We start from the raw sequence: 16095 nt of genomic DNA on the forward strand, positions 1-16095 counted from the left end.
TATATAAAAACCAGGATGAATGTAACAAATTATATCGATGCTTTGATCGCCCAGATGTTTTTTGCCCAGACAGACCAGGGCAATATTCGTTACTGGCGGGAACAAAGCGACGAAGGCCGCTGGCACTGGCTCGTTTATGACCTGGACTGGTGTTTCTGGCCCAGCCACCTGCACCACAATACCCTGGCCAGCATGACCAACCCGGCAGGCACAGGTTATAATAATGCGGTAAGTACAACTCTCACGGTTAATCTACTTAGAAATGAGGAATTCAAAAAGGAATTCATTGAAAGGTTTGCCTATCACCTGAACAACACGTTTACAGCGGAAAAGGTAATTGCCAGGATTGATGAGCTTGCATCCAAGATCGAGCCGGAAATGCCCCGCCAGGTAGAGCGTTGGGGCGGCTCCATGGAACGCTGGTACAGGGAAGTTGAACATTTACGAAATTTTGCCAGGCAGAGGCCGGCAATCGTAACAGAACAGATCAGGCGAAAGTTTAACCTGAGTGATCAAGAGATGACGATTTTCGGGAGGTATTAATATGTGGCAGCAGATAATTGAATCATTTGCAATACCCGGAGAGTTGACTTTAAGCCTTCTAACAGCCCTGATAATGGCGCTGGTCTTATCATTTATAATTGCCATGATCTACCGCAACACACATCGGGGGATGAATTATGAGCCGGCCTTTCTGACAACCCTGGTTCTGATAGCTCCGGTTGTCGCGCTGGTTATGTTTTTCATTCGTGGTGATCTTGTTTTATCCCTGGGATTGATCGGTTCCCTTTCCATCGTCCGCTTCAGGACACCGATAAAGGATACACGGGATATGGTTTACCTCTTCTGGGCTATTGTAGTCGGCCTGGGCTGCGGAACGGAAAACTGGACTATAGCGCTGTTGGCAACATTGTTTATCTCCATAATCATCTTCTTCCTGTTTATTATCGAATATGGACGTCCGAAACATTCAGATTTTGTCCTGGTTGTATCGGGGCATAGTGAACATTCACCCCAAGGCGCCGGTGAGCTTATCCAGCAGTACGCTTCGCGTTTCAGGATTCGTTCTCATGATATCGTAGACGGTGGATGGGAAATTGTATACGAACTGCGATTCACAAAAGAGCAGGAACAGCTGACAGAACAGTTTATTACAGAATTAAAATCATTGGAAGGCGTAAACAAAGTATCCCTTCTGGCCCCCCAACTGGCCTTACCGATGTAATTGGAGATAAATATTGATGAACTTATTTAAAAAACCTGAACAAACGGTTATTCCCTGGCGGTTCGAATACAAGTACCGCATTTCTCTTTCGACTTATTACCAGTTCAGAAATGCCCTTGCGCCACACATGGAACAGGATCATTATACCCGCCGGTCACCAAGTAACCGTTACCTTGTGCGCAGTCTCTATTTTGATAATGACCAGTACCAGGCTTACTATGAAAAAATTGAAGGAAACTTTGGCAGGATTAAATGCAGGATCAGAACTTACAGTGAGGCAATGGAAGAAAATACGGTTATCAAGGCAGAACTCAAGAACCGGTGGGGTGAATCAATTGAAAAATACAGCACGTTGATAAGCCCTGACGATTACAAATTTTTCATGAAAAACCGGCACTGGCCTGATCAGGATAACTCTATTTTGCAGGAATTCGAACGCATTTATTACCTGAGGGCTATGAAACCGAAAGTGCTGGTTGAATATTATCGCGAAGGGTATATTCCCCGCAACCGGGAAGACGTACGGATAACCCTTGATCATGATGTGCGCAGCTGCAGCACCGATAGTTTATTCCCGAAACCTGCACATTTTAAAAGACACTATTTCCATCTGGTGATTTTAGAGATAAAATGCAGAAAGCAGCAGCCTTACTGGCTAAGCAGGCTGATCCGCCAATATGGTTTAAAATATATTGCAAACAGTAAATACACCCAGGGGATTGATGCTGTCCGTCCCGATTTTATAAGTCCATATTGAAACAGGTGAAAACTAAATGCCCTACAACAAAAACCTTACTATCCTTTCATATCTTACCGTCTGTATCGTCTGGGGTTCAACCTACCTGGCCATCCGTATCGGGGTTACCGATATGCCATTCCTGGCTTTCGCCGGTATCCGTTTCTTTACCGCCGGAGTTATCATTCTGACAATTTCATTGATTAAGCGCTGGACTTTTCCTGAAACCTTTCAGGATTACAAAACCCTGATCATAGCCGGAGCTTTACTGCTCTTTGTGAGCAACGGACTGATCTGCTGGGCTGAACAGTGGCTGGAATCAAACCTGACAGCACTGCTCGTAGCTTCTGTTCCTCTTTTCATGGCCCTGATTGAAACAATTTTTCCAAAAGATCAGAGAATAGGTGGATTGGGCTGGGTTGGGCTGGTAGTAGGTTTTATCGGAGTTGCTTTTCTGGTCAGTCCCCATGTAACTATGGGAGGAAGAACATTCCCCGCCATGCTTGCTGTCCTTGGCGCTTCAATGAACTGGGCTATGGCTTCAATATATTTGAAGCGAAGAACAGTGAGCGGTTCCATGATGCCCAATGTAGGTATCCAGATGACTTCCGCCGGGCTGGCTTTCCTTTTAAGCGCATTTTTCTTTGGAGGCATATCGATTGCCGGAGCATCTTCGAGAGGAATAGCCGCACTTATCTACCTGATCATCATCGGCTCGATTATTGCCTATACGGCATTCAACTATATGATCAAGGCTCTGCCGGCTTCAAAAGCAGGAACCTATGCCTATATTAATCCGGTAGTAGCTGTAATTCTGGGAGCGCTGATTCTTCAGGAAGAGATTACATTGAGAAGCATTATTGCAGCAGCAGTGATCCTGGGCGGGGTAATTCTTGTCCAGATCTCCAAGGTTAAATATATCGCACCGGCAGCAGTTGAGCAGGCAAGTAAAGGATAAATTTGCTGGTTATATAATTCAGATATCAGTGGAGTGTTTCATCTCCACCGCCATCGCGGGCGATTATATCCTGGTAATCATAGGTAAACTCAACCATCTTGGTGGCCATAAATATCGGTGCTTCTACACGCAAAGCAAGGGCAATTGCATCGCTCGGTCTTGAATCGAAAATTAAATCCACACCATTATGCTTCATATAAATTTCTGCATAAAAGGTGCTATCCTTGATATCTGTAATTACTATCTTTTCGACAACGGCCCCGAGTTGTTCACAAAATGTCTTTAATAGATCATGAGTTAACGGACGTGGTGGTGTTTCTCCCTGCAGTACAAGGGCAATGGCCTGTGCCTCAAGAGGACCGATCGATATGGGCAAAACTTTTTTTTCTTCGTCATCCATTAACAGGACCAGAAAATTGCCGCCCTGATCCGCCGTAACAGTTTTTACTTCCATTTTAATCACTGGATGTTTCCTCCCTCAGCTCTCTTTCCTGTATTCTATCACATAAAGCTCTGGGATCAAGTCAATAAGCTCTGTTAATTTCTTGCTGAATGGAATGATAATTAATTGAATTTTGACTTGTATATGAATTTTTTGTAAAATAAAATTAAGCCAATTAATCTAGAAGGAGGAAAAGATAATGAACAGCGTTTATAAAGTAGTCGAGATAATCGGAACCAGTGACAAGTCCTGGGAAGATGCTGCCCGGGGAGCTGTTGAAAAAGCCTCCAAGTCACTGAGAGACCTAAGGGTTGCAGAAGTTCAGGAGCTGGATCTGAAGATTGAAGATGGGAAAATTATCTTCAGAGTCAAGCTTAATGTCTCTTTCAAGTACGAAGATTAAATTTAAAAATTAAATAGAAACTAAAAATTTGGTAGGGCGGTACTGAAATATTGCAGTACCGCCCGTCTTTGTGAATTAATAAACAATACATACCATTTATTTCCAGTCTTCAAAAAAAACAGTAATTTTTTTGACAAAATGAACGCTCAAGGTTAGAATTAGAGCGAATACTCCTATTAATGAAATCGATAAAATATTATTTTCACATGGAGGTAACTATTTTGAAGTTATCCACGAAAGTCCGTTATGCAACCAGGGCGATGATTGAACTCGCTATGAACTACAAGGTTGAACCGATCCAGCTAAATGATATAGCCAACAAACAGGGTGTATCAGTTAAATATCTGGAACAGATAATGGCTCCGCTGAGGGTGAAAGGTTATGTGAGAACCCAGAAAGGGAGTCGCGGGGGATATCACCTGAATATTGACCCTAAACAATTAACCCTTTATCAAATTATTGAAAGTATTGAGGGTTCACTTGCTCCGGTAGATTGTGTTGATGATGAATCAACATGTGATCGCTCACCCATCTGTGTAACCAGACCGGTTTGGGTAAGTGTAAGAGACGCTATCAAGAATGAACTGGAAGCTCATACTCTGGCTCAGCTCGCTGCTGAACAGGAAAAAATATATTCCCGATTATAAGTAATTATTACCTGCTGTATGTATGATAACCGCGCTCGTTCAACAGATCGAGCGCTTTTTTATGCTGATCCCTGCTCCTGAAGCCGAGTCTGACACTACCTCCGGCAAGTTCTCTCACATGAACTATCTCGATTGCATCGATATTAATTCCTGCTTCTCCCAGCAAGGTCGCTACCTTGCCAATTATTCCCGGTGTATCACGGACAAGAACAGTCAGTTCGAAAATCTCGGGAAGGATGCCTTTGCCCCTGTGAGGTATGGATTTGCGATAATCCCGGGCTTGAAGCAGGTATTCCCGGACTGATTCGGCATCCGGTTCAGTCAGGTATTTTTCCAGGGTGCCCAGACTTTCTTTAAATGCTTTGAGGGCAGACAAGAGCGCCCAGCGGTTGCTGATAAAAATATCACGCCAAACATCAGGATTGCCCAGGGCAATTCTTGTACTGTCCCGAAATCCTCCTGCGGCAAGAGTCCGGACCAGTTCCATATCAGGCTTTCCGGCAACACTGTTTACCAGTGCCGCCGCTGTCATGTGCGGCAGGTGGCTGATCAGGGCAACTACCGTATCGTGGGTTAGCGGATCGAGAATGATCGGCTGAGCGCCGGCTGCTTCGAACAAGTCACTTAACTTATCAACAATCTCTTTTGGAGTATCCTCTTGAGGGGTCAAAACATAGATAGCATTTTCCAGTAATACCGGATCTGCGCCGTTTATACCGCTTTCTTCGGAGCCGGCCATGGGATGGCCGCCGATGAAAGTTGCGGTACCTGGTAGAAGCTGTTCTGCTGTTGCCATAACTGAACTCTTGGTGCTGCCAACATCGGTAATGACAACTCCTTTTTCCAGGTCGGGAAGGATCTCTTTTAACAGTTCAGGAGTAGTCATCACCGGCACGGCAATGATGATTAATTCAGCCCCCCTGACTGCGGCAGATAGCGATTCTGCCCTATAATCTGCAGCGCCCTTGTCTACAGCCAAACGGGAAGCAACATCGTCGATGTCGTAACAGGTAATGTTGCCAACCAGGTTATTTTCCCGGAGAGCCATTCCTATACTGCCGCCGATCAAACCGGTTCCCAGCAGTGCAACTTTTTTGTAGAAGCTCTTTTTATCAGAGAATTTTTCCGACACTTAGAGACACTCCTTTTAATTCGCTGACCAGGTCATTGAACTGTTGGGGGGTTAATGACTGGGGACCATCAGAGAGCGCTTCCTGGGGATTGGGATGGACCTCGATCATCAGGCCGTCTGCACCGGCAGCAATTGCCGCTTTACTCATTGAAGGCACCAGGCTGGATACACCGGTTCCGTGGCTGGGATCAACGATTATTGGCAGGTGGCTAAGCTGAGCTATGAGGGGCACTGCGCTGATATCAAGGGTGTTACGGGTGTAAGGTTCAAAAGTCCTGATACCCCGCTCACAGAGAATCACTTCATAATTTCCTCCGCTTAAAATGTATTCTGCGGCCATCAGCCACTCCTCAATGGTCGCTGACAGCCCTCTTTTCAACAACACGGGTTTGCGAATTTTACCCAGTTCCCGGAGGAGAAAGTAATTTTGCATATTCCGTGCGCCAACCTGGATTATATCGGCACATTCGACTACTTCACCGACGGTAAACTGATCCATCACCTCGGTCACAATCAGTAAACCTGTTTTTGATCTGACATCATCGAGAAATTGAAGACCCTGTTTCTCCAGTCCCTGGAAACTGTATGGTGAAGTTCTCGGCTTAAAGGCTCCTGCCCTGAGTATTTTCGCTCCTGCTTTTTTAATGGCCTGGGCAGCCTGCATAAGCTGGTCCTCGTTCTCAACCGCACAGGGTCCGGCCATGATTACCAGTTCAGGGCCACCAATCGTTACTTCACCGATCTTGATTATCGTTTTTTCAGGATGGAATTCTTTACTGGCCAGTTTATAGGGCCGGCTAATAAATACAACCTTTTCAACCTCGGGCATTGCTTCCATCGCCTGGGCTACTTCTTCACGGCGCTGGCCGATAACTCCGATTACAGTCCGGTTTTCACCAGTGGAAAGGTGTACCCCATAGCCCATTTTCTTTAATTTATCGGTGATCCTTGTTACTTCTTCTTTTCCGGCGCCGGGATTCATTACGACTATCATCTTCTATATCTCCTCCTGAAAAACAATTCAGATCAGCCCGGTTAAACTCAGCTGAAATCTGGTTGAATTGAAATAACCGGGATTAGTGATTTCTATGATTAAAGCTTACAGACCGCTAAAAGGAGTACGGGGCTGGAAGCGGCCGTCGCCGACAGTACCCACGTAATTTCCGTTATCAATAACCAACTGTCCGCGTAGATAAACTTTAACTGGAACTCCCAGGCCTTCATAGCCTTCATAAGGGTTATAGTCGACATTCTGGTGCTGTGTCTGACTGCTGAAAGTAAACTTTTTGACGGGATCGAATATAACCAGGTCAGCGTCACTGCCAACAGCAATAGTCCCTTTTTGCGGGTATAGGCCGAACAGCTTGGCAGGAGCAGTGCTGACCAGGTCAACGAATTTATTAATGGAAAATCGTCCGGCCACTACTCCCCCGTTATAGGTTAACTGGACCCTTGTTTCAACTCCCGGAGCGCCATTTGGAATTTTGGTATAATCGCTTTTACCAAGATCTTTCTGCCCTTTAAGGTTGAAAGAACAGTGGTCGGAGGCGACAACCTGCAAATTGCCGGATACAAGGCCGCTCCAAAGATATTCTTCATTTCCGCATTCCCTGAGTGGAGGCGACATTACATATTTTGCTCCCCCAAAGTCGGGTTCATAGTAGCGATCCAGATCAAGGAAAAGATACTGCGGGCAGGTTTCAGCATATACTGGCAGACCGCGCAGCCGGGCATCAGCAACCCTACCCAGGGCTCCGGCATCGCTGAGATGAACCACGTAAGCCGGAGATCCGCTTAATTCAGCCATGGTAATGAAGCGGTTAACAGCTTCTTCTTCGGCTTCGGGTGGTCTGCTAAGCGCGTGATAAACCGGGTCGGTCAAGCCGGCGGCAAGCATCTCTTTGGTCAGGACGTCGATGACATCGCCATTTTCGGCGTGAACCAAAACCAGCCCCCCTGCTTCCCCAGCTCTTTTCAATACTTTCAACAGCGTCGCATCATCTACCTGAAATACTCCCTTATAGGCCATGAAAACCTTGAAAGAAGGGTAACCCTTGTTAATCAATACTGGAATTTCATTCAAGACTGCATCGGTAAGATCGGTCACGGCAATATGAAAGCCGTAATCTACCGCACATTTACCTTTAGCTCTCTGATGCCAAGCATCAAGGGCTTCCTGGAGAGTTTTTCCCGGTGTCTGCAGGGCATAATCAACTATGCAGGTAGTAGCACCCGCTGCAGCGGCGATTGTTCCGGTAGTAAAATCATCTGCTGTAACCGTTCCGCCGAAAGGCATGTCTAAATGGGTATGGACGTCGATAGCCCCGGGTATTACCAGTTTGCCTTCTGCGTCGACGATCTCATCCGCCTCGGTTTTCAATTCAGACCCAATTGCAACTATCTTTTCATCCTCTACCAGGATATCAGCCTGGTAACCATCAGACGCTGTAACCACATGCCCATTCCGGATCAATAGTTTCATTGCATTAACCTCCCGGGTATTGGATTTTAAAAAATCATGCTACTTTAGGGAGCACAGATCTCTTTATAAAAATCAGGCCGGCGATCCCTGTAAAACTGCCAAACATTTCTTACTTCACGAATCATTTCCAGATCGGCATCACCGATAACAACTTCTTCCTGTTCCCGGCTGCCTTCAGCAACGAACTGGCCGCGCGGGTCGCAGAGATAGCTGCTCCCGTAGAAGTGTCCCATATCCCAGGGAGATTCTACACCAACACGGTTTATCGCCCCGACATAATAGGCATTTGCCACTGCATGCGCCGGCTGTTCAAGCTTCCAGAGATATTCTGAGAGACCGGCAACTGTTGCTGAAGGGTTGAAGACAATTTCTGCTCCATTCAATCCGAGAATTCTCGGTCCTTCCGGGAAGTGACGATCGTAACAGATGTAAACACCAATCTTGGCAAAGGCGGTGTTGAAAACAGGATGGCCCAGGTTTCCCGGTTTGAAATAATATTTTTCCCAGAATCCTGTTGCCGGGGTTTTTCCTGCCTGAACATGGGGGATATGGATTTTACGGAATTTACCCAGGTATTTTCCGTCTGCATCAATGATTGCCGCTGTGTTGAAATATACGCCTGTAATATCTTCTTCATACATGGGCACGACCAGAACTATTCCATACTTTTTAGCCTGCTCCTGCATAAGCTTTGTTGTCGGTCCGTCCGGTATCTTTTCCGTTGATTCATACCACTTGGTATTCTGCTCGGCACAAAAATAAGGACCGTAGAAAATCTCCTGCAGACAAACAATCTGCGCTTTCTTTTCAGCTGCTTCTTTAATCATTTTCAGATGTTTCTCTATCGCTGTTTCCTTGTGTTTCGCCACCGGTTCGTCGCCATTCACTTCATGTTTCGCCTGAATTAAAGCGATCCGTACCAACCTGCTCATCATGGAGTACCTCCCTAAAAGTTTATTCGGACCTTATCCAGATATCAGCAATTCTGCAATCTGTATTGAATTGGTCGCTGCTCCTTTTCGGATATTATCGGAAACAACCCAGAGATTTAAACCGTTTTTAACTGAAAAATCCTGGCGGATCCGTCCCACATATACATCATCGTAATCCGCGGCAGCAAGAGGCGTTGGGTATTCAAGTTGCTCAGGGTTGTCCAGAACCGCAACCCCTGGAGTTTCTTTTAATAATACTTTTGCTTCATCAGGTGAGATTGGTTCTTCAAACTCAACATTAAGGGCTATTGAATGACCTGTAACCACCGGAATCCTGACCGTGGTAGTGGTTATCGCCAGATCCGGCAGGTTCATTATCTTTCTGGTTTCGTTGATCATCTTGGTTTCTTCTTTGCAATATCCATTATCAACAAATATATCGATCTGCGGAACACAGTTAAAGGCCAGCTGATAGCTGCGCAAAGCTCCCTTGTGGGGGATATATTCTGCATTGACCGCTTCTCCGGCCAGATGTGCCCTGCTCTGTTCAAACAGCTCTTCAACCGCTTCCTTCCCCGCGCCTGACACTGCCTGGTAAGTCGATGCAACAACCCGTTTCAAAGTAGCTTTGCGGTGAAGGGGCTCGAGGGCAACAACCATCTGGATTGTTGAACAGTTTGGATTGGCAATTATCCCTTTGTGGCTGAAAACAGCCTGGGGGTTAACCTCGGGAACAACCAGGGGAACATCCTTTTCCATGCGAAAGGCATTACTGTTATCGATGATGATCGTTCCCGCTTTCGCCGCTTCCGGGCTGTGTTCTTTACTGATAGACTCTCCGGCGCTAAAAAAGGCAAAGTCCACTCCATCAAGTGAACCTTTTGATAGTTCTTCTACTTTATATGATTTTCCATCGACTGTAACATTCTGATCTGCTGAACGGGAGGATGCCAGCAGTTTTAAGTTGTTGTAGGGAAATTTTCTTTCTACCAAAACCTCAATCATTTTCTGGCCAACCATGCCGGTTGCTCCGACCACTGCTACATTGTAAGTCTTCATAATGATGTATCCTCCTTATAGATCTGTCTATTACTCATTCGGGGTGCAGAAGGGATCTTCTTCGATGATTTCGGTTATTACCGGTTTATATCTTGGATCATCTTTAACTCTCCGATCCCATGATCGAATCACAACAAAAACAATGACCATCAATAAAAGACCGGCAGCGACAGCAAATAGATCCTGACTGCCTTCAAGACCGATCAAATTCGCCAGTCCAAGCCAGACAAAAATTCCGGCCACGAGTCCACCCAGCGGGACCAGGTAGAGCATAAAGGAAAGGAAAAGTATCTGGCGGTCATTGCTTTCCATCATAACTCGCTGCCCTTTTTCGGCATCGATCGGGTTCAGGGCTTCAACAATCATCTCTTTTTTATTTGCTCCGCTTAATATCCCACAGCGACCACAATTCTCACAAACCAGGTGTCGTTGCAGACTAACCAAAGCGGTTTTCTCCTTATTCTCTAAAATCAGTCCATATTGTTCCAATATATCCTACCTCCAAAGAAGTTAAATAAATCTTAGCACAACAGTTGAAGAGTAACAAGAAGAAGATACCCCAGACAAGGGGACAGGGACTTGTCCGGCAATCTAACAAAAAACCAGACAGGGGGACAGGGACTTGTCTGGTGATTTATTAAAAAATAATTTAGATTATAACAAAAAGGAAATCAAGGAAGTTGTTAAGTATCAGACAAGTCCCTGTCCCCCTGTCTGAATCATTCTCAGGTGGTTAGGAACGTCAGACAAGTCCCTGTCCCCTTGTCTGGTGATTAGGCGAAGGCTTCGGGGATGTCTTTTAGAACGGCGTAACAGAAAACGGGGCCGTCTTTGCAGACATACATGTTGCCTGCGTTGCAGCGGCCGCATTTGCCGATGCCGCATTTCATCCGGTTTTCAAGGGTTGTGTAGATCTGTTCATCTTCGAAACCGAGTTTTTTCAGGTTTTCCAAAACAAAACGGATCATGATCGGCGGGCCGCAGGTAATGGCGATCGTATTTTCAGGTGATGGATTCAGGTCGAGAAGCATTTGGGGAACAAATCCCACATTATGCTCCCATTCTTCCTCTTCAACGTCAATAGTCAGGTGACAGGAGAGATCATCGGATTTGCTCATCTCTTCAAACTCGCCTTTAAAGCAGAGATCTCCCGAAGTCCTTGCACCGTAGATCATGGTCAATCCGGCATACTTATCCCGGTTGGCTTTTACAAATTCGACGATCGGCCTTAAGGGCGCCTGCCCGATCCCTCCTCCGATAGTCAGGATCTGTTTGCCCTGCCAGTCTTCAATGGGGAAGCTGTTCCCGTAAGGGCCGCGAACCATCATCTTATCTCCGGCTTCAAGCTGGTGAAGGGCCTGGGTAACTTTACCCATGCGCATTACCGAGAAACGGAGAAATTTACCTTCGGTAGGTGAGCAGGATATGGAGATCATGCTTTCGCCTTCTCCAAGAACTCCGATCATGGCGCATTGTCCCGGACGATGGCTCCAGGCTTCCCGAACCTTTTCTTCGTCAAATACGACTTTGAATGTCTTGATACAGCGCTCACCGCCGGTTTCATACCAAGTTTCCTCAACGGTAGCTAAATGAGGGATATAAGGATTACCTGTGGTTGTCATAGCGCCTCCTTCACCTGCCTTAGTATTTCAACAATGTCGATATTGACAGGGCAGAGGTTAATACACCGGCCACACCCCACGCAGGCTATAACATCAAACTTATCGACATAGTAGTTGTATTTATGATTAATTCTGTTCCTGGTCCGCTCCCGGCGGGTCGGCCGTGGATTATGCCCTGATGTATGAAGGGTATATTCTTCAAACATGCATGAATCCCACATCCTGCAGCGCCTGGCATCAAATCCTTCTATTTCATCCTGGATATCGAAGCAGTGACAGGTCGGGCAAAGATAAGTACAGGTTCCACAGCCAAGACATGAAGCAGATACTCGTTTCCAGAGAGGGTCTTCCCATAATCCGGGCAGCCCTTCCGGGATTCCTTTCGTATCAACAGTTCTATTAATTTTTTTCTCAGCTGCCGCAACAAGTTTTTCCTTTGCTTTTGCACCATCACCCTTATCTTCCACCATTAGATCCCCGGCTTCACCAAGCAGTTTTTCACCCTTATTTGTGAGAGCTTCCAGGTAATAATTTTCACCCAGATCAGTGATCAATATATCCAGTCCATCGGTGGAAGCCGGTCCTCCGCCCACAGAAGGGCAGAAACAGTTCAAACCCGGTTCTGTGCAGGTTAGGCCGATCAGGGTAACCTTCTCCTGCCTCGCCAGAAAGTAAGGATCGTCCACATCCCATTTGAATAGTTTTTCAATTATTTTATTTGCCCTGGCATCGCAGGGCCGGATCCCCAAAACGACAACCTCATCGTCTATTACCGGTTCTTCAATATTTGTGCCGCCCAGTTGAAAACGGTACATTGTTTCTGTTTGGGGGAATATAAACTTTTTCGGGGGAACCCTGGTATTACCGAAATCAAGACCGGGAGTTTCACCCTCTTTTACCTGGGCAAAATGCATGGCGTCTCCCTCGGCCTGCGGCGCCCAGAGGTTTTTCCCGGCCAACTTTCCGATAAATTCCGGCCATTTCTCCTTATTTAACAGCATCGCTGACATATCACCCACCTCTAAAGAATGAAGTCCTCGGGATCATCAGGCTTGTAGCTGGCCTGGAACGGTTCACCCTCGGGATCTATGCCGGGTTCAAAACCGTATTTTTCCCGCACTTCCCTGGCAAGCTTACGATTCAATTTTCCCAGGGGTATATTTGCCGGGCATACCCGCTCGCATTCACCGCATTCAATGCAGCGTCCGGCAAGATGAAATGCCCGTGAGATATTATAAGCAGTATTCTCGGAAAAGTTGACTGCACGATTGATCCAGGTCGGGTTTAGACGATCCAGTATACAGTCCTGGCAGTAGCATAATGGACAGACATTTCTGCAACTGTAGCAGCGTATACATTTGTCGAATTCTTCCAACCAGTAAGACCAACGTTCCTGTATACTTTTTTCTTCAATTTCCACCACTCCGCTGTCTTCCGGAACATCCCAGGGCTTAACCGGTTCACCAAGCATTAGATCGCTGATGACAGGGTTGGGATAGCGGCAGAGGCGGCATTTTTCGGCCAGAACTTCATCCCGTGCTATCTTGATCTCTTCACCACCACGGATCAGCAGAAAGCCGTCTCCATTCCACTTAACCTCTGCAGCTTCCTCCGTCTCGGGATATTTCTCCGCCAGCAATTTGGCATCAACAACTCCGGGACAGGGGCAGCCGATAACCACAACATCTTCCCGACTTATGCCTTTTTCAACTATCAGCTGGGTTACAGCCCTGCTGTCACAACCCTTTACCATCAAGGCTACTTTTCGGGTATCGGGTTCCTGGCCTCGGGGTACCGGCAGTTTTTCAACCAGAGTCAGGTATGTAGCCAGGTTAGCAGTACAGAGCGGTGAAAAAATAAGATCAGCAGTTTCTTCAGTATCTTCCACAAAGGCGGGGGCTATTCTGTAACCGTAAGAACCCTTTTTCCAACCAATCAGGCATTTTACATCATCCCGGGCTACTACTTCTGATGCAATTTTACGCAGCTGTTCAATATCCATAATTAATTACCCCCTACCAGTCGATCTTCCGCCGCCTGAAACCATCGAAAGGTCCGGCTTCACGGGCGTCTTCAACCGTTTTTTCTACAACTTCTTTCCATTTGTGCCCCTCAGAAGCGGAAACCCAACTCATATGAAACCGGCGGGGATCCACACCGACGAATTCCATCAGATCTTTGAGAATTCCGAAACGCCGGCGGGCATAGTAATTGCCTTCCATGTAGTGGCAATCACCGGGGTGGCAACCTGAAACAAGCACACCGTCAGCACCCTGCTGAAGAGCATTCATTACATAGAGCGGGTTAACCCTCCCGGAGCACATAACCCTGATTACATGAATATTCGATGGATACTGAGTTCGGCTGGTTCCAGCCAGATCAGCACCGGCATATGAACACCAGTTACAGAGAAAAGCTACAATGTTAGGTTCACCGTTTGCACTCATTTCATGACCCCCAATGCCGCTATCTGTGGTAAGATCTGACGATCGCGGAATGATTTTGGTTGTATAGAATCGGAAAGGCAGGCAGCCGAACAAGAGCCGCAGCCTTTACAGAGGGCTTCATTAACCCGGGCGACCTCAACCTCGTTACCAAATCTATTAATTGTTACCAACTCGATAGCCGTATAGGGGCATATGTTTACACAGAATGCACAGCCCCGGCAGGTTGCTTCATTAACGATGGCCACCTGGGCACCGATGGAAACCTTGCCCCGGGCCAGGGGAATCATGGCCGATGATGCAGCACCCTTGGCCTGAGCTACAGTGTCAGGTATATCTTTCGGCCCCTGGCAGCATCCGGCCAAAAACACACCGTCTGTCGCCGTATCAACCGGCCTCAGCTTCGGATGAGCTTCCAGGAAAAAGCGGTCCGGTGACTGGGAAAGCCTGAGCAGGTCCATTACCTGGCGCATATCAGCTCTCGGTTCGAGGCCAACGCCCAGCACGACCAGATCTACTTCGTCTTCAAGGGGAGTGGAGGTTAAGGTATCCTCAACCTTTACTACCAGCTTATTGCCTCTCTTGAATATTTCTGAGGGATTACCCCTGATATAGCGGACATTCTCACGGCGGACACGATCATAAAATTCCTCGTATCCCTTACCGAAAGCCCTGACATCCATATAATAAACCCGGATGTTGGCATCGGGCAGTTTATCCCGGAGAAGATGTGCCTGCTTGGCCACATACATACAGCAGACCCGGGAACAGTACTCGTTACCCACACTGGCATCCCTTGAACCGACGCACTTGATAAAAGCGACCTCTTTAGGTTCGATCTCCTCTTCACCATTGAAGACCTTGATCTTACCTCCGGTCGGCCCGGATGCGGAAACCAGCCGCTCCATCTCCATGCCGGTGATCACGTTGGGATAATCACTGTAACCATATTCAGGTTTGCGCGATGCATCAAAGGGATCGAATCCTGTAGCAACAATGATTGCCCCGACCTTGAACTCAACAAATTCATCTGTCTGTTCAAAATCGATTGCACCGGCCTGGCAAACCTCGGCACACTTGGGGTTTTTACCGCATTTTCCCTTGGTCAAAAAGAGGCACTGTTCCGGATCAATGGTATACTTTGCCGGAACTGCCTGGGGGAAAGGCAGGTAAACAGCCGATCGTTTGCCCATTCCCTGGTCAAATTCACTGGGGAAGCGATCCTTAACCCGGCAGTTGGCTGCACAGTCGCCGCAGCCGGTACACCGGTCAAAATCGACATAACGCGCTTTTTGGCGCACCTTAACATCAAAATTGCCAATAAACCCGTTAATTTCCTCCACTTCTGAATAGCTCATCAGTTCAATATTGGGGTGATTGGCACAGTCAACCATCTTTGGTGTGAGGATACAGGCCGAACAGTCAAGGGTCGGAAAAGTTTTATCAAGCTGGGCCATACGGCCTCCGACAGATGGACTTTTTTCGACTAGATAAACCTTGAATCCTGCATCGGCAATATCCAGGGCTGCCTGAATTCCGGCAATACCGGCCCCGATAACCAGGGCTGACGGTTCGGCATCAACCTCCTTGGCTTCCAGAGGCTCAAGCACTCTGACTTTGGCCACTGAAGCAGCCACCAGTTTTTTTGCCTTGGCGGTAGCTTCATCAATATTCTCATGCACCCATGAACATTGTTCCCTTATGTTGGCCATTTCGAGGAAATAGGGGTTTACCCCCGCTTCCTGAATCGCTTTCCGGAAGGTAGGTTCGTGCATACGGGGCGAACAGGAGGCAACAACAACCCTGTTCAATCCCATTTCTTCAATGTCCTTCTTAATCAACGTCTGCCCCGGGTCAGAACACATATATGAATAGGTCCGTGCCACAGCCACGTTAGGCAGCTTTTTTGCATAATCTGCAACTGTTTCCACGTCAACCGTTGCGGCAATATTAATGCCACAGTGGCAAACATAGACGCCCACTTTCGGTTTCTCCGTCATCTGGTTATTCATC

Annotated in this window: 18 protein-coding genes; 6 read left to right on the plus strand and 12 right to left on the minus strand. The window is 47.0% G+C overall.

Features of this window, described 5'->3' with window-relative positions:
• The 4 genes from SCJ97_09820 to SCJ97_09835 all read left to right on the plus strand — a co-directional run.
• Window positions 1-543: CotH kinase family protein (locus SCJ97_09820; protein ID MDW7740331.1), on the plus strand; the 543-nt coding region annotated here is incomplete at its 5' end.
• A 1-nt stretch (window position 544) separates the two neighbouring features.
• Window positions 545-1225 carry a DUF4956 domain-containing protein gene (locus tag SCJ97_09825; GenBank protein ID MDW7740332.1) on the plus strand — a complete coding sequence of 227 codons (681 nt, stop codon included), beginning with the start codon at window positions 545-547 and terminating at the stop codon, window positions 1223-1225.
• Between the two features lie 16 nt (window positions 1226-1241).
• Window positions 1242-1982, plus strand: a complete 741-nt coding sequence (locus SCJ97_09830) for a polyphosphate polymerase domain-containing protein (GenBank protein MDW7740333.1) — start codon at window positions 1242-1244, stop codon at window positions 1980-1982.
• Between the two features lie 16 nt (window positions 1983-1998).
• Complete coding sequence (locus tag SCJ97_09835) at window positions 1999-2919, plus strand: EamA family transporter (GenBank protein ID MDW7740334.1); 921 nt, start codon at window positions 1999-2001, stop codon at window positions 2917-2919.
• Between the two features lie 25 nt (window positions 2920-2944).
• On the opposite strand, the gene SCJ97_09840 is transcribed toward SCJ97_09835, so the two are convergent.
• Window positions 2945-3382 (minus strand): bifunctional nuclease family protein, encoded by a 438-nt coding sequence (locus tag SCJ97_09840; GenBank protein ID MDW7740335.1) that lies wholly within the window; start codon window positions 3380-3382, stop codon window positions 2945-2947.
• 175 nt (window positions 3383-3557) lie between these two features.
• On the opposite strand from SCJ97_09840, the gene SCJ97_09845 reads away from it, so the two are divergent.
• Window positions 3558-3764, plus strand: coding sequence for a dodecin family protein (locus SCJ97_09845; protein MDW7740336.1), 207 nt, complete (start codon window positions 3558-3560; stop codon window positions 3762-3764).
• A gap of 221 nt (window positions 3765-3985) precedes the next feature.
• Window positions 3986-4411, plus strand: coding sequence for an Rrf2 family transcriptional regulator (locus SCJ97_09850; protein ID MDW7740337.1), 426 nt, complete (start codon window positions 3986-3988; stop codon window positions 4409-4411).
• 7 nt (window positions 4412-4418) lie between these two features.
• On the opposite strand, the gene SCJ97_09855 is transcribed toward SCJ97_09850, so the two are convergent.
• The 11 genes from SCJ97_09855 to SCJ97_09905 form a co-directional block, all read right to left on the minus strand.
• Entirely contained in the window at window positions 4419-5543 is a 1125-nt protein-coding gene (locus SCJ97_09855; GenBank protein ID MDW7740338.1) for a prephenate dehydrogenase, read from the minus strand.
• Window positions 5524-6537, minus strand: coding sequence for a 3-deoxy-7-phosphoheptulonate synthase (gene aroF, locus SCJ97_09860; GenBank protein MDW7740339.1), 1014 nt, complete (start codon window positions 6535-6537; stop codon window positions 5524-5526). The genes SCJ97_09855 and aroF overlap by 20 nt, the downstream gene beginning before the upstream one ends.
• A 105-nt stretch (window positions 6538-6642) precedes the next feature.
• Window positions 6643-8025: a dihydropyrimidinase gene (gene hydA / locus SCJ97_09865; protein MDW7740340.1), complete on the minus strand. Its 1383-nt coding sequence runs from the start codon at window positions 8023-8025 to the stop codon at window positions 6643-6645.
• A 44-nt stretch (window positions 8026-8069) separates the two neighbouring features.
• On the minus strand, window positions 8070-8957 hold the full coding sequence (locus SCJ97_09870; protein ID MDW7740341.1) for a nitrilase-related carbon-nitrogen hydrolase: 888 nt from the start codon (window positions 8955-8957) through the stop codon (window positions 8070-8072).
• Window positions 8958-8990: 33 nt separating this feature from the next.
• Window positions 8991-10016, minus strand: a complete 1026-nt coding sequence (locus SCJ97_09875; protein ID MDW7740342.1) for an aspartate-semialdehyde dehydrogenase — start codon at window positions 10014-10016, stop codon at window positions 8991-8993.
• Between the two features lie 30 nt (window positions 10017-10046).
• Window positions 10047-10505, minus strand: a complete 459-nt coding sequence (locus tag SCJ97_09880; GenBank protein ID MDW7740343.1) for a SoxR reducing system RseC family protein — start codon at window positions 10503-10505, stop codon at window positions 10047-10049.
• Window positions 10506-10789: 284 nt separating this feature from the next.
• Window positions 10790-11638, minus strand: coding sequence for an FAD/NAD(P)-binding protein (locus SCJ97_09885; protein MDW7740344.1), 849 nt, complete (start codon window positions 11636-11638; stop codon window positions 10790-10792).
• A complete protein-coding gene (locus SCJ97_09890; protein ID MDW7740345.1) occupies window positions 11635-12648 on the minus strand; it encodes a 4Fe-4S dicluster domain-containing protein in 1014 nt (337 codons plus the stop codon). The genes SCJ97_09885 and SCJ97_09890 overlap by 4 nt, the downstream gene beginning before the upstream one ends.
• Window positions 12649-12659: 11 nt before the next feature.
• The gene (locus tag SCJ97_09895) at window positions 12660-13640 is read right to left on the minus strand and encodes a 4Fe-4S dicluster domain-containing protein (GenBank protein ID MDW7740346.1); all 981 of its coding nucleotides are present in this window, start codon (window positions 13638-13640) and stop codon (window positions 12660-12662) included.
• Window positions 13641-13653: 13 nt separating this feature from the next.
• Window positions 13654-14085 carry a hydrogenase iron-sulfur subunit gene (locus tag SCJ97_09900; protein MDW7740347.1) on the minus strand — a complete coding sequence of 144 codons (432 nt, stop codon included), beginning with the start codon at window positions 14083-14085 and terminating at the stop codon, window positions 13654-13656.
• Window positions 14082-16094, minus strand: coding sequence for a CoB--CoM heterodisulfide reductase iron-sulfur subunit A family protein (locus SCJ97_09905; protein MDW7740348.1), 2013 nt, complete (start codon window positions 16092-16094; stop codon window positions 14082-14084). The genes SCJ97_09900 and SCJ97_09905 overlap by 4 nt, the downstream gene beginning before the upstream one ends.
• Window position 16095 lies beyond the last annotated feature (1 nt).

The sequence above is a fragment of the Bacillota bacterium genome (genome assembly GCA_033549065.1).
Lineage (GTDB): Bacteria > Bacillota > Dethiobacteria > DTU022 > DTU022 > JAWSUE01.